Source organism: Paenibacillus lutrae (genome assembly GCF_009757775.1).
GTDB classification, from domain to species: domain Bacteria; phylum Bacillota; class Bacilli; order Paenibacillales; family NBRC-103111; genus Paenibacillus_F; species Paenibacillus_F lutrae.
This window is the reverse complement of sequence record NZ_RHLK01000016.1, coordinates 138,632-156,685: the sequence shown is the minus strand read 5'-3', so window position 1 is coordinate 156,685 and position 18,054 is coordinate 138,632. Positions and strand designations below refer to the sequence as shown.

The 18,054-nt window shown below is 50.5% G+C and carries 17 protein-coding genes; 1 reads left to right on the top strand and 16 read right to left on the bottom strand.

Annotation, left to right across the window (positions count from 1 at the left end; all coding sequences use genetic code 11):
* Positions 1-7 precede the first annotated feature (7 nt).
* The 11 genes from EDM21_RS21010 to EDM21_RS20960 all read right to left on the bottom strand — a co-directional run bounded on the left by EDM21_RS21010 (position 8) and on the right by EDM21_RS20960 (position 11,251).
* Positions 8-1,051: a hypothetical protein gene (locus EDM21_RS21010; protein WP_157338369.1), complete on the bottom strand. Its 1,044-nt coding sequence runs from the start codon at positions 1,049-1,051 to the stop codon at positions 8-10.
* Positions 1,052-1,121: 70 nt separating this feature from the next.
* A complete protein-coding gene (locus EDM21_RS21005; RefSeq protein WP_157338368.1) occupies positions 1,122-2,222 on the bottom strand; it encodes an ABC transporter substrate-binding protein in 1,101 nt (366 codons plus the stop codon).
* Between the two features lie 33 nt (positions 2,223-2,255).
* A complete protein-coding gene (locus tag EDM21_RS21000; protein ID WP_157338367.1) occupies positions 2,256-2,720 on the bottom strand; it encodes a GNAT family N-acetyltransferase in 465 nt (154 codons plus the stop codon).
* A gap of 12 nt (positions 2,721-2,732) precedes the next feature.
* Complete coding sequence (locus EDM21_RS20995; protein ID WP_157338366.1) at positions 2,733-3,938, bottom strand: NAD(P)/FAD-dependent oxidoreductase; 1,206 nt, start codon at positions 3,936-3,938, stop codon at positions 2,733-2,735.
* A 12-nt stretch (positions 3,939-3,950) separates the two neighbouring features.
* Positions 3,951-5,225 carry a diaminobutyrate--2-oxoglutarate transaminase gene (ectB, locus tag EDM21_RS20990; RefSeq protein WP_157338365.1) on the bottom strand — a complete coding sequence of 425 codons (1,275 nt, stop codon included), beginning with the start codon at positions 5,223-5,225 and terminating at the stop codon, positions 3,951-3,953.
* Between the two features lie 43 nt (positions 5,226-5,268).
* A complete protein-coding gene (locus EDM21_RS20985; protein WP_157338364.1) occupies positions 5,269-5,814 on the bottom strand; it encodes a DUF3291 domain-containing protein in 546 nt (181 codons plus the stop codon).
* Between the two features lie 26 nt (positions 5,815-5,840).
* A complete protein-coding gene (locus EDM21_RS20980) occupies positions 5,841-7,157 on the bottom strand; it encodes a lysine N(6)-hydroxylase/L-ornithine N(5)-oxygenase family protein (RefSeq protein ID WP_157338363.1) in 1,317 nt (438 codons plus the stop codon).
* 12 nt (positions 7,158-7,169) lie between these two features.
* Positions 7,170-8,765 carry a class I tRNA ligase family protein gene (locus tag EDM21_RS20975; protein WP_166542113.1) on the bottom strand — a complete coding sequence of 532 codons (1,596 nt, stop codon included), beginning with the start codon at positions 8,763-8,765 and terminating at the stop codon, positions 7,170-7,172.
* Between the two features lie 50 nt (positions 8,766-8,815).
* Complete coding sequence (locus EDM21_RS20970; RefSeq protein WP_157338361.1) at positions 8,816-9,211, bottom strand: cupin domain-containing protein; 396 nt, start codon at positions 9,209-9,211, stop codon at positions 8,816-8,818.
* 78 nt (positions 9,212-9,289) lie between these two features.
* The gene (locus tag EDM21_RS20965) at positions 9,290-10,903 is read right to left on the bottom strand and encodes an amino acid adenylation domain-containing protein (protein WP_157338360.1); all 1,614 of its coding nucleotides are present in this window, start codon (positions 10,901-10,903) and stop codon (positions 9,290-9,292) included.
* Between the two features lie 60 nt (positions 10,904-10,963).
* The gene (locus tag EDM21_RS20960; RefSeq protein ID WP_157338359.1) at positions 10,964-11,251 is read right to left on the bottom strand and encodes a phosphopantetheine-binding protein; all 288 of its coding nucleotides are present in this window, start codon (positions 11,249-11,251) and stop codon (positions 10,964-10,966) included.
* A gap of 678 nt (positions 11,252-11,929) precedes the next feature.
* On the opposite strand from EDM21_RS20960, the gene nfsA reads away from it, so the two are divergent.
* Complete coding sequence (nfsA, locus tag EDM21_RS20955) at positions 11,930-12,664, top strand: oxygen-insensitive NADPH nitroreductase (protein WP_157338358.1); 735 nt, start codon at positions 11,930-11,932, stop codon at positions 12,662-12,664.
* A 525-nt stretch (positions 12,665-13,189) separates the two neighbouring features.
* On the opposite strand, the gene EDM21_RS20950 is transcribed toward nfsA, so the two are convergent.
* The 5 genes from EDM21_RS20950 to msrA all read right to left on the bottom strand — a co-directional run bounded on the left by EDM21_RS20950 (position 13,190) and on the right by msrA (position 17,878).
* Positions 13,190-14,065, bottom strand: coding sequence for a TRM11 family SAM-dependent methyltransferase (locus tag EDM21_RS20950; protein ID WP_157338427.1), 876 nt, complete (start codon positions 14,063-14,065; stop codon positions 13,190-13,192).
* 89 nt (positions 14,066-14,154) lie between these two features.
* On the bottom strand, positions 14,155-14,445 hold the full coding sequence (locus EDM21_RS20945; protein ID WP_157338357.1) for a hypothetical protein: 291 nt from the start codon (positions 14,443-14,445) through the stop codon (positions 14,155-14,157).
* Complete coding sequence (locus EDM21_RS20940; RefSeq protein WP_235918298.1) at positions 14,432-16,411, bottom strand: metallophosphoesterase family protein; 1,980 nt, start codon at positions 16,409-16,411, stop codon at positions 14,432-14,434. The genes EDM21_RS20945 and EDM21_RS20940 overlap by 14 nt, the downstream gene beginning before the upstream one ends.
* Positions 16,412-16,661: 250 nt before the next feature.
* The gene (locus EDM21_RS20935) at positions 16,662-17,102 is read right to left on the bottom strand and encodes a DUF3221 domain-containing protein (RefSeq protein ID WP_157338355.1); all 441 of its coding nucleotides are present in this window, start codon (positions 17,100-17,102) and stop codon (positions 16,662-16,664) included.
* Positions 17,103-17,335: 233 nt separating this feature from the next.
* Complete coding sequence (gene msrA / locus EDM21_RS20930; RefSeq protein WP_157338354.1) at positions 17,336-17,878, bottom strand: peptide-methionine (S)-S-oxide reductase MsrA; 543 nt, start codon at positions 17,876-17,878, stop codon at positions 17,336-17,338.
* Positions 17,879-18,054: the final 176 nt, after the last annotated feature.

The window sequence follows — 18,054 nt, the reverse complement described above, 5'->3', positions numbered from 1 at the left end:
CCCAGGCTCAGGCCACCGCAGTTCCGATCCGGGCCAGCTGATCCAGCAGCTTCCGCTCAAGCTGAATAATTTCCTCTTGAAATTGGCTGATTACGGTCTGATTTTTCAGCGTCTCCTCCGCACTGCCTTGTTCTCTTTTATGGATAAACATGACAAAATGGATGAGTTTCTTCCACGCTTCATGGCAATCGTTCATAAGCGTCTGAATCTGTGCTATCCGAGACGGATCTTCTTCGTTTGCTGCCATGAATTTCAAGATCATTTTAAAGAGCACTTTTTGCGTGTTCGCATAAGCCATACCCAGGCCCGTATCGTGATTCAGAAGATAATCGAATTTGGGCCCGATCAGTTGCTCCTCTTGCCCTGCATATTCAAGAATCATACCGGACAGATCTGTTAATACGCCGGAAGCAGGGGCGGTGACAGAAGTAAGAGGCTTCAGGACTTTAATGGTGCCGCGCATATATTCAAAGGATTCATTATAAAGCCCGTACCCGGATTCCAGCATGTCGTAGAGCATGTAGAACTGGGAACATACATCGCCGGTACGGGTGCGCAGGGCAGGATAAGGTTTGCTGTTGGTTAAGGAAACGTTGTGCTCGCCATCCTGAATAACGAATACCTTTCTTTCGCTGTCAAACCCTTTAATCAGGGTCAAATGAGGATGATCTTTCTTTAGATATTCCTCGCAGTAGAAAATCGCCTTTTTATTGACCGGGACAAAGACAGGCCATCCGTTCCTTACTTGCTCTTCAATCTTCAGGACGAGGTCCTCATCAGCGGGTAAAGCAACGATCTCCAGACCCAGTTTTTCTTTCAGAACAAAGGCTTCGGTCAAATCTAAAGAATCGTTATTGTAAGGCTGCGGAAATTGGGGATCGGACCGGACATTATAATGGAGATAAAAGTAGAAATACAGATAGAACAAATCGGGATTCTGTTGTCCATACGCTTGAGTCGCTATATACTTGGGCACATAAAAGCAATTCAGTCCATGTTCGTCATACAAGTTCTGATCAAATAAACAGTCAATCCCATCAATGACTTGCATCGCTTAACCCCCCTGCCATTTAGACTCGGTTCCTCAAAGTACGCTCATACGGCTTGTACACTAAATGGGCCTACGCCCGTGACGGCCATTTAACAAACCGCCCGTCCTTCACCTGGTGTGTGTTCCAGGCAAAATTCATAGGCTCCCCTTTGTAGTTCACGTGCAGCTTCCCTACAAGAGAATCCTTCGTAAAGCTCTCCATCCGGATCTTGTCGATAAACGCATGCAGCCCTCTTTGAGCCAGGATGTGAATGAACTCCAGACCTTGACGGGCGGCCAGATAACTTGTTACCGAATAGGCTCCGGGTTCCAGGCCGGACAAGTTCACATACCTTTGGCGAAACGCTTCATAATCGGAATGGTCCGTATTAACTCCCGTAGAGACCACATATACATCACCCCGTAAACCTTGGGCGGCAGCTAGAAACTCCTCCAGATAAGCATCGTCTCCCAGAACCACCGAACCCCGGTAATCGGCTTCCTTCAGCTGTTCAAGAAGTTCTGCCCCGGCCAGATAAGTTCCGGCAAAAACAACGGTGTCCAAACCGGCTAGATTAGTGGCGGTCAAGGCATGGCCCTTCCCGTCCGATTCCGTCGCCACCTCGATCCCGCTGCGCAGAAGAGTGCCTCTTAATAATCCGGCCAGAGTACGCCCGTACAGAATATCCTGCCAGACAAGAGCAACCTTGCCGGCACCTCCCCGTACGACCACATCCGTCATCGCTTCAGCCAAGTCGTCGTCTCTTCCGTAATACCGGACAACATTGCGCAGCCCCATCGCCGTAAGAAGCGGATTGGAAGTACCCGGCGCAAGGAAGGGGATGCCCGCTTGCTCGTACACTTGAGCGGCACGGAGAGCCTCCGTGCTGCTGCAGTGACCGATCACGATATCCGCTCCCGATCTGACGAGCCGCCTGGGAGCGGTACTGTCGTCGTTTTCATCGAGCGTATCCTCTTCCCACAGCAGTTCAAGCTCGTAGGGAGGATCGCTTTGCAGCCATTCTTGGGCGCCTGCCAGACAACCGAAGCACAGTTCCCTGGCATGCGCACTGGTCAGATTGCTGCTGATTCCCAGTCTGACCTTGGGGCGCCGGTTATTGGTCCGGGGAAGTCTGAGAAGTTCCCCCGGGTTAAAGGATGTGGAACCGGCTATCGTAGTTAGGCTGTTCATCAGAACACTCCCGTTCTCCTCATATTCGCCCCGTTAGACGGTCGGCATGAAATAATGGTAAAATTCCAGATCTTTCTCAAATCCGACTCTTTCGTACAGCGTCTGAGCACTGTGATTATGTACAGAGGTCGACAGAATCAGACCTTTGCCTCCGGTACTCCGTGAAAGTTCCGCTGCCTTCCCAATCAGCATTTCTCCGATCCGTCTGCCACGCATTTCCGGGATGACGTACAGATCATTCAGAATCCATAATTTTTTTAGAGAGACGCTGGAAAAGCTCGGATACAGCTGGGTAAACCCCACTGCGGTATCATGCTCGTAAGCCAGGAAAAGAACCGATTCCTCATTCCGGAGCCGATCTTCAAGGAATCTCCTGGCTTGACCCGGGTCACTGTCCTGCTTGTAGAACTGTCTATAGGAGTCAAACAGCGGAACAAGATCGTCGATCTGCTTGTCAGATGCGGCAATTACACGGACATTGGTTGTTAATTCAGACATTCTTAGCCCTCCTTATCTCGAAATAGTGGCATTATCCTGGCTATAGCGGTGGGAATCAACCCAAGGCTGCACCCTGTCAAAGCGTGACGCGTAGAAAGGGGATAAATCTACGGTGGAAGCTTTTCCGTGAAGAATAAGCTCGCTCAGCCCTTTTCCGATGGAAGGAGCCGTCTTAAAAGAAGTCCCGCTGTCTCCCGCAACCGTGTATAGCCCCGAATACGGCTCAAGCGGGCCGATGACCGGACGCGAGTCCGGACTTGTCATGAACAAGCCGGCCCAATTCCCGCGTGCGTTAGCGTTATTCATAACCGGATACCTCCTGGCCAGCAGCTCCCGGTATTCCCTGATCAAATGATCGGGAACACTCTCGGACGTCCTGATCCTTCCATGAATGGGCCTGACACCGGATTCGGAACCCATCAGGGTACAGGACTCGCTCGTCGGGCGGAACCAGGTATTATGGACATAATCCATACATGTCGGGTGCCTCTGAGTCCGCTCCGGCGTCCAGCGGAAAGTGACAATGCGCGTCAGAGTAGGTGTCAGTCCCAGGTCGAGACCCAAAGGTGCAAACAAACGATTCGCCCCGATTCCCGCTGCTACGACAACGACCGGCGAATGGATCATTCCCTGATTGGTCAGGACTCCTTGAACCTGGTTGTTGCTGTGCACGATTCTGACGGCTCCCGTCCCGATCCGGTATTCAGCACCCAAATCCCGGGAAGCCTTCATGAAAGAATAATTTGCCGCATTAGGATCTGCATATCCCGCCGATTCTTCAAAGCCCACATAATCAATAGACTCTTCCATATACATCGAAGAGTCTATTTGATTGACTTCATCCCGGGCAATTAGCCGGATCGGGATACCCATAGCACGCTGCCAGCTCATATTATGCTTCAAATCGGCAAGTTTGCCGGGCGGCACGATAACGACCAGTCCGCATGGGTCGAACCCGCAGCTGCCCCCGACAATCCCTTCCCAATTCTGAAAATATTCCAGGCTCGTTAAAGCCAGCCGGGCCTCTGCTTCATTGGTATAGTTGCAGCGGACCAGCCCCCCGCTTTTTCCCGTTGCACCTGTGGAAAGCTGGGATTTTTCCAGCACCACGATTTTCCCCGCCTTTTCTCTCGCAAGATGAAAAGCCAGGCTGGTGCCGTTGATGCCGCCTCCGATAATGACTACATCCGCACAGTCGGATGATGCGTGCTTAGTCATAATAACGTCTCCTTAAACACTCAAAAGTGTATCTTCCAAGACTTGTTCCATAGAGCGTCTTAAAATACCAAGTCCGGCCTTCAGGTTCTCATCTGAGATCGTCAATGGAGGAAGCAGCTTAACGACTTGATCGGACCGGCCGCAAGTTTCAATGATCAGACCGTTCGTAAATGCCTGCCTGGAAATCGTTTCGGCCAGAAGTCCATGCTTCACATCCAGACCAAGCATCAAGCCTCTTCCTTTTACGACTGCTTCCCCTTCCGGGAAAAGAGTGCACAAATCCTGCAGCGTCTGCCGAATATAAGCAGACTTCACAGCAAGCGATTCCTGGAAGCGCCTGTCTCTCCAATAATTGCGTATGGCTGCAGAGGCCCCTACAAAGCCCAGGTTATTCCCTCTGAAAGTTCCGTTGTGTTCCCCAGGCTGCCAGACATCCAGCTCCCGTTTAAGCAGGACAAGAGCCATCGGAAGCCCATAACCGCTTAAGGACTTGGCAAGACACACGATATCCGGTGTGATTCCCATTTCTTCAAAACTGAAGAACGTCCCGGTTCGGCCGCATCCCGCCTGGATGTCATCCACAATTAACGGCACTTCCAGTCTGCGGGCGAGTGAAGCAAGACCTTGCAGCCATTCGGATGTTGCCGTGTTCAGGCCTCCTTCTCCCTGGACCAGCTCCACCAGAAAGCCGGCCGGCGGCTCTACTCCGCTTCCCCGGTTGGTCAGGGTCTTCTCCATGTATTCCAGCGTCGTATCGGGGCTTCCCAGGGAGCCGCAATAAGGCATGAAAGTGACACCCGGAAGACTGATCCCGGCCGCCGACCGTTTGACCGGGTCCGTAGTAGCCGACAGCGCTCCGAGACTCATGCCGTGAAACGCATTCGTAAACGCGATGATGTTGGTCCTTCCGGTCACTTTGCGGGCAAGCTTCATGGCAGCTTCCACCGCATTGGTGCCGGCCGGTCCCGGGAATTGCAGTTTGTAGTCCAGCCCCCGGGGCTTCAGAATATGGGTGACGAAGTCCTCGATAAAGCTCCGTTTAGCAGCCGTATACATATCCAGGGAATGAACGATCCCCTCTTCCTGCAGATATGCCGTAATTTCTTGCCGGATCAGCCCGTTATTATGCCCGTAATTTAACGAACTCGCGCCCGATAAAAAATCCAGATAAGGGTTGCCGGCTTCATCATAGATCAGGTCTCCCGAAGCCTTTCTGAAAACCGCCGGAAAACTCCGGCAATAGCTGCGCACATTAGATTCGTACTCTGCAAATGTAGAGTCATTCATTCTCCTATCACTCCTTTTACCCGCTGAATTATTCGGGGCTATTCTACTTATCCTGGCTAACTTTGGGTCTAATCTGAAACGGATTGCCGCTTTCATCAAACAACTGCTTGAAATCAAATGAGGCCAGCGTAGGGCCATTGTCATGCAGGAGCTCCAGTTTCCTGCTCGCTTCCTCCCAGGTCGGAATCTCACCTTCCTCTGCATACCACATGGCATAGGTCGGCCATTCCGGTTTAACGAACCAATCATGGCGCTTCTTGAGTGCTGTAAGGTGAAGACCCTTGTAGACGAACTGATAAACGGAGTCAATGTTCTCCCAGAGGGATAAAGTCGAAGCCCGGGTATCGGTGGACATCGTAAACCCTCCCGTATAGAACCGGGGGACACTGAACGCCCCCCATTCTCCCCAGTCGCGCTCAAAGTTGGTGAGGTGCGTCAAATCGTCGGTTTCTTTCGCTCTGGCAATAAAACCGGGGCTGTCTTCCGCCACCTCGAATACGGGCGGCGTCAGATCCTCAAACCCTTGGACTTCTTGATGACCGTACGGTTGTTTCATGATGGCAAAAGTAGTAAAAGCAACTCGGGCCAATACATTCACCTCATTCATTAATAGACTTACATCTGATACAAACGTTCCTTAACTTCGTCTGATTTCGTCAAGTTATGAACCACGCTCTTGGCGATTTCCATGGAACGGAGCGAAACCAGACTGAAGGAGCCTGCATCGCCAAGCCCGTGGGTCGACTCGCACAATCCGTTCAAATACAGATGGGGAAGCGCGTCCTCTCCCACTAACTTCACGGCGTAATCTCTCTGAACTTTTATGACTCCGAATTCGTCTACGGGCAAAGCATTCTTGACCCGTTCAAGCAGTGGCGGGAACTTCTCCCCCTTGTGCCCGACTCCGAAATCCAGGAACCCTGTCGCCAGAATGACAACATCCGCCTGAACTTGACGGAAAGCTTTCGTATGGATTTCCTGCGTTAACAAATTCCAGCCCTTGTCTGCCTTTGTAATCTCTTCAGTACGGGTATTATTTATAAAACGGAATCGGTTCTTCCCGTCCAGCTTCTCTTCGTACAGGCGGAGATACAACTGGTTGATGACATCCCCATCCGCAGATGAGTAGTTCGTGTTATTAAGCTGGACCGCTATCTGTTGTTTCGAGTCGCGGGATAAACTGTAGTAATAGTCGATAAATTCCGGGAAATACACGTGATCGCTGAACGGGCTCGTATCTTTGAGGCGGAAGCCGAACGACCGGTGAATCGAGCAAATTTGTGCCGCCGAGGTCCGGTTCATGAGATCCAACAGTATTTCTACCGCACTTTGGCTCGCGCCGATGACGGCAATCGTGGTATCCTCCTGCAGGTTGAATGATTCGATTTTCTGGATATACTCCGTCAAATGAAAAATCGAGGAACCGATATGCGGTTTGAATTCCGCCGGAATGTTAGGTGTTCTGCCCGGACCTACGATCAGGCTGCGGCACAAGTACTCTTCCCCTGCTGAGGTTTTAATCTGCCACAGCTTCTGCCCTTCCTTCCCCGCAACCATATCCACATGTGTAACCTGTGTCGAATATTTAACGGATTCGGAAAATTGTTCCGTAACCCACGATATATACAGGGCGTATTCTTTACGCAGCGGAAAGTGAATACCCAGATTCAAGTATTCAAAGAAACGGCCGACTTCCTTCAAATAGTTAATAAAGGTATAGTGGCTTCGCGGATTACGCGGAGTAACTAAATCCCGGAGAGGATTATTCTGGATATCGGAACCGTCCAGCAGCATCCCTTCCTGCCATTTTCTGTTAGCCGATTTCTCAAGAAAAAGAAAGTCCAGATCTACGTCCATTTCTTCCAATGCAATGGCAAGTGCGATATTGGATGGGCCGAATCCTATTCCGATCAGGTCATAAATGTGCGACATAAATACCTCCCATTATGAAGAACTGGACACCGTGCTTGCTGCCAATGCTTGAAGTGTAATTAAACCGGGCGGCAGAGGTCGTACGTTACCGATCACCGGAAGCTCTTTCCAGGACAAGTGTCCGGAAATTCCTAACTCTTCTGCGAGCCGGGATGCGAATGTGGGCATCAAAGGAGCCGCAAACAGGGCAAGGGCGGCTACTGCCCGGCCGATCCCTGCAGATGTTCTATCCGCCTCGGTCTTCACCAGCTGGTCTTCCACCAGATCCATGTAGTGGACGAAGGTCTGGGCCGCTGTCCGCAGACTGAACGTATCGGGACTGTACACGAGCTCAAATCTATGCTGGAATGTCTGAATCCAGGAATTCCATTCCGGAGACCCTTGTCCGGTTATCACACCTTGTCCGACCCGTTTGTTATACACCGACCGGATTTTTTCAAACTTATCGACCAAATTTGTCTGAATCCAAGCCGTCATCGTGTCCAGTGAACAATTGGTTTGCTGTGTTTCCGGATTGGTATAAGCCAGGTAGAACCGGACGGCGTCCGCATTGTACTTAGAGAGAAGTTCTTTTCCCCAGATCAAGTGCCCTCTGCTTGTAGAAAACTTATCGTTATCCAGAAGGTAAAATTCATTGGTGATAAAATGACTGGCTACCGGAACGGAGAGACCCGCATCCTGTGCAGCCATTGCCAGAGCCACATGCGCGATCGTATAGAAATAGGAATTGTCGAAGCCGAGAAACTGGACATAAGAAAGGGTGTCTGCGCTTTTTTCCGTAGCAGTACGACCCGCTTCCTTCAGCCAATACAAATGCCCTGGATACATTTCGGCCCAGACGTTGTAAACCGATGATTCCAAGCCATCAAAAGGAATACGGATTCCCCAGTCCGAGACGTACGTAACGGGAAAATCCTGTAAAGGAGATTGGAGGAGTTCAGTAAGCAGTAATTTGAGGGTAGGCCTGATATGTTGTTCACTCTCTTCAAAAAACGTCTTGATCCGGGCCCTGTAAGACTCCATGGGCAGGAACAAGGCACGTACGGTTCTAATCTCCAGCCCGTCCTTTCCCGCAGAGGAATTTACAGGTCCCGCATCGATCAGCGTGAACGGATCGTTAGGATGGCCGCAGCTTTCGCAAATATTGCCGTTAGTCGAGTCAAAACAAGTCGGACATCTGCCTTTGATATAGGATTCGAACAGATACCGCTCGTCCGCTGTGTTGTAATAGACCTGCACTTGTTTCTCAATGAGACTGCCTGCCGCATACAAGGTTTCAAAAAAATCCGATACGAACCGGGTATACTTCTCGTCCGGCCTGCCTACAGTATCAAAATGAATAGCTGCCATTTGCAAGGTTCTGCGAATATCATCGTAATTTCTTGCAACGAGTTCCTTCGGATCCTCCTGCAGCCTTTCGGCTGTTGTCACAACATAGGACTGGTTCTCATCGATACTCAGTGCACTTGTCACTTGGCTGCCTCTCAGCCGTTGGAACCGGGAGAATACATCTGCGCCGAAATACGGACCGGATAAGTGCCCGACATGCAGGTCCCCATTCGGAGTAGGGGGCGGCGCGATTACATGAAATGCACGATTAGCTGTCATCATCTTCCTCCTTCACTTCTGACAAGAAGCGTTCCCTCCGGGATTCTTGTTCAAATTCTGGACGTTCTGGACTCTACCAACTCCTCTGCCATTCTTAGCATCCGTTCATTTGCTTCAGGGATCCCCCAGTAAATGGTAATGAATTCAAGCCTTTCTTCTTCACTGCTGTTACGGATCGTATGTTGAAGATTCGGTGGGATATAGATGATATCGCCACTGGACACCTCGGCCGTTTCATCCTCGATCGTCATCAGTCCCCTGCCCTTCAGGATGATGAACGTCTCATGTTCGTCATGAGCATGGGGCGCAGTGTTTTCTCCGGCTCTTACAGAAGCAATCGCACTTCCCCATAGCGGATCAATAAGCGACTCCCATGGGTAAATCCTTCTTAAGTCACACCCATATTCGTAGGAAGTCTCTGCCTTACTTGCATACTGGATATTCATAATAACCACCGCCTATTCTGAGTTAATAACGCGTCTGACCGGTTTCAAACTCACTTCCATCTTGCGCTTATACACGGTTTAAGCGTCCCAATCCTCTGTTTGAAGAAGGATGCTGGAGCTGCTTTCAGCCATTTTGCTTTGAATGAGACGGACTATTTTCTTGACATCCGTCTTAGCCGTCGTCATGGCAGGGAAATTACGACATAACAGAACGGCTCTGGGAATCATGTAATTCGGCAGCTTCAGCGAAATTTGCCGGATCACGTCGGCCCCGAACGACGGCTCCATAGAATCTTTGCAGATGATAGCGGCAACCAGCACCTTGCCCTGCTTATCTTCAATGGCCGCTACAACTCCGTCTGCGACATGATCCACGCTGATCAGCGCGTTCCTGACTTCGTTCAGATTAATGCGGTAGCCGAATACTTTGACTTCGTCATCTCTTCTCCCCAGATAGTGACAGATTCCCTGCGGATCAATCCTGGCAACATCACCGGATTTGTAATACCGGATTCCATCTATCGTTACCGTTCTCGATGCCGTGAGTTCCGGCCTGTTCCAGTACCCCCTCATTACATGGGTGCCGCCAATAAGCAGTTCGCCCTCTTCATCAGGACCGAGCGTATTTCCCTCCTCGTCCACGATTCGCAAAGAGACGCCACGGAGCGGTAGGCCGATCGGATAGAACTCGGTACGATCAGGTTCAATCTCCGTGATCGGATAAATGACGCATACGCATGTCGTCTCCGTCGGTCCATACGCATTGTAGAGCCGGATACCCGGCACTTCACGAAGCCATGTCTGGATAGCGTTCACGTTAAGCACTTCTCCACCCGTCAGCAGAACTTTCAACTGGGATAAATCCCTTTCCTGGAATTCACCGACCGCTCCCGCCATCAAAGTAATGGTGGATGATATCGCGATCAGATGTGTAATTTTCTCACGCTCCAGAATGTCAAAGAATCGGGTCGGATACATCAATCCGGAATACAGGAAGACACGAGAACCATAGTACAGAGGAGCGAATACATCTTCAATGGACACATCAAAATTAAAAGCAGACGTATTGAGGCATACGGAACACTCATCAAACTGCACGATATCCTGAAAGGTCTGAATGAAACTGAGGACACTCTTGTGTTCAACTTGCACACCCTTAGGCTCGCCGGTCGAACCAGAGGTATACATACAATAAGCTAATGTGGAATCTTCTACGGGTTCTAGCGGAAGCTCTAATTCATGGATCGGGATTTCTCCCCAGACAGGGCAGTCTCCCGGAATAACCTGCTCCAGATGAATGACGGGAATGGATTGGAATATAGACGGATTCAGTCTTTCGCTAAAAGAGGAAGGCATAATGAGATACGCGGGTTTTATATCCGAAATCAAATACTCGATCCGTTGTACGGGATTAGTCGGCTCAATCGGAACGTAAGTAATTCCGGCCTTCAAACATGCAGCTATCGCAATAACGACCGACACTTCCTTCGGTGCAAGGATCGCCACATGCTGGTTTACGCCCACGCCCTCGCTGATCAGAAACCGGGCCAGATGATGGCTTGCTTGATCCAGCTCTTTAAAAGTAAGGGAATGCTTGCCATCGCTAACGGCTTCCCGGTCAGGCCATCTCTTGGCGGGTTCACTTAAAAAATCGCTTAAAGATCTTACGGTTCCATTCACGGTTAACGGCATCGTTATTCTCTCACTCTCCTAGTAATAAAAACACTTGAGGAAGGGGAGACCAAAAGACAGCTAATCACTTCCCCCGACGGCGTGTATTCCTGCTTTTTCTTTCTGGTAAGATATAAAATTCAGAATCTCGGAAATGCTTTTGAAATTGTCCAGTTTTAAATCCGCCGCATCAACCCGGAGGCTGAATTCTTTCTCAATCTCTACGACCAGGTTAATGAAATCCACTGAATTCAAACCGTTGTAAAGCAGCTCGGCATCTGGTGCCAGTTCTTCAACTGGAACAAACAATTTGAAATGCTGCCGTAGAACCTCTCTTATCTTTGCTTCCCATTCTCCAATATCGGTCAAAAAATTCCCTCCCATCGTTCGTCATCTACTCCAAATCATTCAAAAACTAGATGAAACAGGAAAATATGCAAGGAAAATTATTACAATTTGATCATAACTCTACCAGTAATATCAAGTCAACTCTAAATAAAATATTAAAATACTAAAAAGAAACTGCCCAAAACGAAACTATTTTAAAGAAATTATCTCTATCTTGTTTTTAAAATATAGTTTTTGTTTTGTTAAAATATTTTAAATAATAATTAAATTAAAGGAAATTTTATATAATAAAAACCAATTTTGCCCATAAAGGAAATGCCTGAAGTAGATCTTAATACCTATGATTTCCTGTTACAACAGCTACTTAAGCCATTTGTATTTAAGGTTTAATTCCTAACTGATTATGGCAGATTAGCCGCGATGACTAGTCCTGTATCCCGTGTATAGGACTTGGAGCCTAGGTGCAACTCCTATGCGGAGGGCATAAAAAAATCCGTGGTAATCGCCACAGATTAAGATAAAACTATTCTTTAGAACAATTAATAACCCATTAAATAATCTCAGCATATACTTGAACGGGCGATTACTCCAAGTTATCCGGCAAGTCATTCGCTTCCTTGGAACTCTTTGTGAAAAGCCCTTTTTCTATCTATAATAGACATAAGTTTTCCATACGGATTACAAAAGGAGAAATCGTACATGAATTCCGTTATTGATCTTCTGATGAATCACCGTTCGATACGCAAATTTAAACCGGAACCTCTTGCCCCCGAGCAGAAGAAAGCTATTCTCGGGGCCGCCCAGATGGCGTCTACTTCAAGCAATGTTCAAGCCTACAGCATCATTTCGGTTACAGATCCTCTCTTAAAGAAGGAACTCGCAGAATTCGCGGGAAATCAAGCTTATGTAGAGCAGTGCGGACTGTTTCTCGTGTTCTGTGCCGACTTATCGCGTTTACGGAACGTGACGGAGAATTGCGGAGAAATTTTTCACCAGAATACCGAAAGCTTCCTAGTGGCCTCACTCGACGCTGCGCTGGCGGCGCAGAATGCAGCCATTGCGGCCGAATCTCTGGGCCTGGGCATCTGCTACATCGGCGGCATCCGTAATGTTCCCCACAAAGTAAGCGAAGCGCTGCGCCTGCCGGAGCTGGTTTACCCTGTGTTTGGCATGTGCATCGGTGTACCCGATCAGGAGCCGTCTCTTCGTCCCCGCCTCCCTATGCAGGCTGTCGTGCATGAGAACGCCTATGATACCGGAGCAGTCCTCGAAGGAATTCAAGAATACGATGAAACAACCCGGCGCTACTATAGGGAACGGACAGGGGGCCAAACCGATCTGTCCTGGTCCCGCAGCATGGCGGATAAATACCGGTTGCCTGTCCGGCCTCATATCAAGCCTTTTGTAGAAAGCAAGGGCTTTAAGCTGGATTAAGCGGAGCCTAAATAAAGCAAAGCTAAATATAGCAAAGCTAAATATAGCAAAGCTAAATAAAGCTGCTCCCGGCAGATTACCGGAAGCAGCTTATCCTTGTTGCCTTCGATTACGTTCAGGTATGATGGGGCCCATGTAGGATAGGGCAAAGACAATCAGGATGATAGCTGCAACTCCAGCGTATACGGGGATATGAATTTGTCTAATTCCCGCCTTATCCATTACATAATCCACCCCCGCCATTAGCAAACAAAATAAAATAATTTTCCACGTCGTGCTTAATAAAACAAACTTATCTACCACAATATAAGCACCTATAAAAACAAAAAGTTAAGCGGATATCTTATACTCAGGGGAATCCTCTCCTTTGTTACAGTTCCACAATCTACCATATATTACCTAAAAAAACTGGTAAACGGAAAATATCCACTGAATTTTTGGGTTGTGTGAGTAACAGGAAAGACCCTATAGCTAAAGGCCCGGAATAGGACAAGGATATTAATGATGAATTTGAAAGGCCCTCCCTTAGAGCTTCGGGCGGCAGAGAATAACCTGCCGCTCGAAGCTGCCTTTGCGGACGACGCACCGGTCGTCCACCTCAAACCCGGCTTGCGCCAGCGGCCCGTCAATCGGCTCCGCCGTGATGACGACAGCCCTCCGCGCAAGCCGCCGGGCGCTCCGCAGCATGTCGAGCTGCTCCTCCGCACTAATTCTGGAGCACAGGTTATACGGCATATCCAGAATCAGCGCATCGTAGTCGCCTTCCAGGCTGCGGATGTCCGCAATCTTCACCACATCCGGGAATCCGAAGTGGTGAAGATTCTCGCGCGCTCCGCGGACCGCGAGCGGGTTAAGATCGCGGCCGACGATGTCGATGCCCATCGACAAGGCCTCCACCAGCACCGTGCCGATGCCGCAGCACGGATCGATCGCGCGGATGCCCGCCGGCCGGGGCACCGCGATATTGGCCGCTGCGCGGGCTACCCGCGTGCTAAGCGCGGTGGAGTACTGGCGCGGCTTACGGCTGTGCGCCAGCCAGAGCGCTTCGCTCCTGCGGCACTCGCCGAGCAGCCAGCGGCCGCCCGCCTGCGCCAGACCAAGCAGGCGCTGCGGAGTCTTCATGTCCGCCTTGCCCCGGACATGAAGCCCCACCGCGCGTTCAATCGCGCGCTGCTCGTCATAGGAGGCCTCACCTTCGGCCTCCACGTACTGAAGCTTGAACGTCTCCCCTTGGAGGTCAAGCGATTCCGCCTTGGCAGCCAGCTCATCCAGGCTGGCCGCTTCGAGCTGAGCCGCGACCCGGAAGCGGATAAACGGGCTGCGGCTCGGGTCCAGCCTGGCCGTGCTCCGGGTGAAGCGGGGGCTCTCCGGCTCCGAGCCGAATAGAGCGCGCAGCTCCATCGCGCACAAGTACTGTTCATCTTCATGACAGGCGTAAGTATACAAATACACCGATGCTGTCAGATCGTTAAGTGTGAAAGAAATTGAAGTCAATTGCGCGTACCATCCTTGATCGAGGTTTCTTGTATCCCCGTATCATAACGAATGAATAAAGCCGCGTCTACCTCATCTCTTCTCCGCACCCGATATCTCCGTCCTTGGCTGCCGGGTAACGCCCCCGCCTGCCTGTCCAAACAGCGGAAGCTCTCTATCCTGGCCGGCGGCTTGCCAAATCCCGATGCACACAAAGACCGCTGGAAATCCAGCGGTCCGGTGGAGCCGGATTCGAGCCCCCGGCCGTCTATTCTGCGCAGCTTACGCCGGTCTCTAAAGCTTAACAATCGTCCATTTATCCGGGGTATCGGCTTTGGTGGTCAGCCATTGTCCCTCCTGGCACATTTTTCCGTCGGTCCAGTACCGGTTGTAGATGTAGACTACATCCCCGTCCCGCAGTGCGCTATCGGTAGGATCTACCTTGCGCAGGCGCCAGCCCTGCTGTTCTTTGTTGTAATCTTTCTGATAATAATAGAGTTCGTGACGATCTTTCCATGCACCCAGGCAGTTGTCTTGTTGCATTTCCGTCGTCTCAATCCGAATCTCTGCCTCGTCTTTAAGCTCGCTGCCCTCGGTTCCCTGCAGAAGAGACAGCTTCAGCTTGACCTTGTCGGTCGGGCTTACTGTCGGGAAATTAAGATAACTGGGCCACTTCCCTGTCTTAAAGCCTGCAACATAGGCGCCTGTCTGATTACGCAGCAGCACCACGTCGCCCGATTTGATAACCGCCCCCGAAACCGGCGGAGCAGGCACTTTGTAAGGAATGGTTTCTGTCATCAGTACTTTTGCCTGAATCGTATCCGGCTGGTGCGATCCCCAGGAAGGGAATTCGTAATAGGTACAAGCGATCGGATCTTCCTTGCCTGCACGTTTGAAATCCAGAACGGCAAAAGCGTGATTGTAATAACCGTTCGCCTGACTCACGAGCGGCATTGCCTCCATGTATGGAACCTGCTCGGCATAATCAGCATTATGCGGGGTGTACGGGGTTTCTCCCGTCGTTTCTTCATAAGCGGAGGAGCCGACCAGCCGTCCCTTGGCCAGTCCCATCAATCCGTCGCGGAATAACGCCAGGTTATGTTCATGCCCCCAGAACCAGCAAGCAATCCGGTCAAAATACGGGGAGAACGCGCTCATTAAATGCTCATTCATCCACGGTCTCTGCGCGAAGCGGCTTTGAATCGGGCTGTGCTGGGAGAAAAGCTGATGATGGGACAGCAGCAGCGTGCTTCCGCCAAAATTTCTAAGCTTATCCGCATGCCACTCTACCTCTGAATCTTCCAGCCAGGGCCCGTTGTAGGTCGGGTCCATATCGTTCTTCGGGTTATAATCATGGCGTCCGGTGTCCATCCCGAGGAACTGCCAGGCACCGTCCTGCGTGCGGAGACTGAAGTAACTGGCTTCCTGCTTCCAGTCAGGATGACTGGCATTAACCTGATCTATCACTCCATTGTAAAAACCGTAACCGAATGCGTAGTAATCGTGATTCCCCGGGATCGTAAAGACCGGAATCCTCGGTTTGCCCGTCTCCGCAAATACCTCATCAAAAATTGCGTTAAAATTGCGGGTGCATTCATCCGGTGTCCCTGAGTAATAAATATCGCCCAGATGAATAATCGCATCCACGTCCATATTGACCATATATTTGACGAGTTCCTTGGCATCCGGCATGCCGGTCGCCCAGTCACCGATAAGACCTACCTTCGCATCGTCCGGCAGAACGTAAGGAATGACGCCATACGTCCCAATCGGCTGCCCGAGTTCTTTCCAGTCGCGATAGTACGGATTGCGGTACTTCGTATAATATTCAATGAAAGTGGTGATACAAGTCACCCATCCGGCATAATCACCCGTTGAATATTTACGGGCTTCCTCCATCAGACGGAATGCTTCCTCTTCCTTCCCTTCTGCCTTGGCAATAGCCGCCTCGTACATAAGACGGGATACCTTTGCGGCATCTGAAGCCGGACCCGCTTCTGCCGATGCATCTGACGCGCTGCCGGACGCCTTAAGAAGAGGACCGGGATTGTCTGCTCCCTGCTCCTGCAAGATATGTTCGTGCAATGAGGCAAGCAGCTCGGCCGCGTTATCCGCTGCAGCAGGCGCAGCCACTGCCAGCAGATCCGCCTGCTGCCCAGGCTGCTCGGACCCGGACTTCGGCATTTGATCCTTCATGGCGCTGCGGACAGTGTCGGTTACGGCCGACTGCCAGAGTGATAAGCTCCGGCTTGGAACGGTGCGAAAACGTGTCATATAAATCCCCCTTAGTAAATGATACCGAATGGTCTTAACTGGTAACATTTCTAAATATATGACATAAAGGCACATTTTGAAATAACACCAAAGGGGTATTTTTATAACTTAACGCCAAAAGAAAAAAAGAATAGAACTGCATCCGTCTTTGTCTCTAATCGACTCATTCAACCGAGAAAATTCTCCATCGTCCTTCCATCCGGTTATCGGGTATGTACATCCGCTATTGATTTATGAACGGGGAAGTCTCTTATGGATGGCTGCTTCCGGAGTCCGAAACCTCTATTTTTACAGCATCAAGGACCGGCGGCTGAGATAGAAGCACCAGAGGCCCCGAGGTAACACGGATTCTCTCTCCTATGCTGTATGTATCATAAGCCGTCTTATCTGTAAGGGTATACCAGGCGATCGTGCGTTCTTCCATCGCTTGCTTAATAATCTCCTCTGATGAATACTCCCTCAGATCCTTGCTAGTGACATTAGTGACCACCAGAATACGATGATGTTCGTCTACGACTTCCTTATTCACAATAATTCCTTGCACCGTCTGGTGGGGACTTTCCGGTCTCTGCACGGGTTCAGCCGCTGCATCTTCCCTCCCCGTATACCCCAGCGTACAACCGGTTATAAGACAAGCCATAAGAATCCATACCGTCCATATACCCAAAAGCATCCGAGAACAAGATTTCATGGCAACCACCTTCCTAATTCCTCTCACTCCTGTAACGTTTTCTGGTCACATTCCTGATAACGTTTCTTGTAAAGAAATGTTGCAAATGGACCGGGTGCGATAAAACCGCTTGATTACTTAATGAACAGCATCCAGCCCCCAACTCCCAGCCTCCTCCGACTAGCCGCGTCGTCCTGCCCGCATACACAAAAACCGCTGATTGATACCAGCGGTCTTGGCATATTCCCCCTGCTCTACTTCCAATGGGAACGGATAAACTCGTCCCGGCCCGACTGAGCACGATCTTCCTTGTAATGTTTTGGATTCTTACGGTGGTAATCCTGGTGATATTCTTCGGCTTCATAAAAAGGACCGGCAGGCGCGATTTCCGTCACAATCGGCTTATGGAACCGTCCGCTCCGGGCCAGATCAAGCCGGGATTGCTCCGCAAGCTCCCGCTGCTGCTCTGTATGAGTGAAGATGGCTGTGCGGTATGACAATCCGCGGTCCTGGAACTGTCCGTGAGCATCCGTAGGATCAATCTGCTGCCAGAACAACTCAAGGAGCCTTGTGTAGGGGAAAATTTCCGGGTTAAACCGGATCTGAACGGCTTCGGTATGCCCTGTGGTCCCCGCTTTCACCTGCTCGTAAGTCGGATTCTCCTCCGTTCCTCCCGTATAGCCGGACACGATACCCTGTATGCCCGGCAGCTCTTCGAACGGAGTAACCATACACCAGAAGCAGCCTCCCGCAAATGTCGCCAGCTCTTCCCGGCCTTGTCCCTCTTCTGTCTCCATCTGACGGCCTCCTCTGTATATTTACGCAGATTATGAATCGGATAATTCCTTCCAGGCCTTATAGACCGATCCGATCCGCTCTGCTCATGTGTTTTAGGGCTGGACGCTCCTTCTTTTACTTGTTCCTTGCCGGCCAAATACCCGCAGCGTCGTCGCTGGCGGGCATGTTAGGCATG

Coding starts and splice junctions, on each gene's coding strand:
- msrA (WP_157338354.1), bottom strand. CDS start 17,878: ATGGAGACAGAAGAGGGACAAGGCCGGGAAGAGCTGGCGACATTTGCG.
- nfsA (WP_157338358.1), top strand. CDS start 11,930: ATGAATTCCGTTATTGATCTTCTGATGAATCACCGTTCGATACGCAAA.
- EDM21_RS20940 (WP_235918298.1), bottom strand. CDS start 16,411: ATGACACGTTTTCGCACCGTTCCAAGCCGGAGCTTATCACTCTGGCAG.
- EDM21_RS20970 (WP_157338361.1), bottom strand. CDS start 9,211: ATGAATATCCAGTATGCAAGTAAGGCAGAGACTTCCTACGAATATGGG.
- ectB (WP_157338365.1), bottom strand. CDS start 5,225: ATGAATGACTCTACATTTGCAGAGTACGAATCTAATGTGCGCAGCTAT.
- EDM21_RS20975 (WP_166542113.1), bottom strand. CDS start 8,765: ATGACAGCTAATCGTGCATTTCATGTAATCGCGCCGCCCCCTACTCCG.
- EDM21_RS20950 (WP_157338427.1), bottom strand. CDS start 14,065: ATGGAGCTGCGCGCTCTATTCGGCTCGGAGCCGGAGAGCCCCCGCTTC.
- EDM21_RS20995 (WP_157338366.1), bottom strand. CDS start 3,938: ATGACTAAGCACGCATCATCCGACTGTGCGGATGTAGTCATTATCGGA.
- EDM21_RS20965 (WP_157338360.1), bottom strand. CDS start 10,903: ATGCCGTTAACCGTGAATGGAACCGTAAGATCTTTAAGCGATTTTTTA.
- EDM21_RS20935 (WP_157338355.1), bottom strand. CDS start 17,102: ATGAAATCTTGTTCTCGGATGCTTTTGGGTATATGGACGGTATGGATT.
- EDM21_RS21005 (WP_157338368.1), bottom strand. CDS start 2,222: ATGAACAGCCTAACTACGATAGCCGGTTCCACATCCTTTAACCCGGGG.
- EDM21_RS21010 (WP_157338369.1), bottom strand. CDS start 1,051: ATGCAAGTCATTGATGGGATTGACTGTTTATTTGATCAGAACTTGTAT.
- EDM21_RS20980 (WP_157338363.1), bottom strand. CDS start 7,157: ATGTCGCACATTTATGACCTGATCGGAATAGGATTCGGCCCATCCAAT.
- EDM21_RS21000 (WP_157338367.1), bottom strand. CDS start 2,720: ATGTCTGAATTAACAACCAATGTCCGTGTAATTGCCGCATCTGACAAG.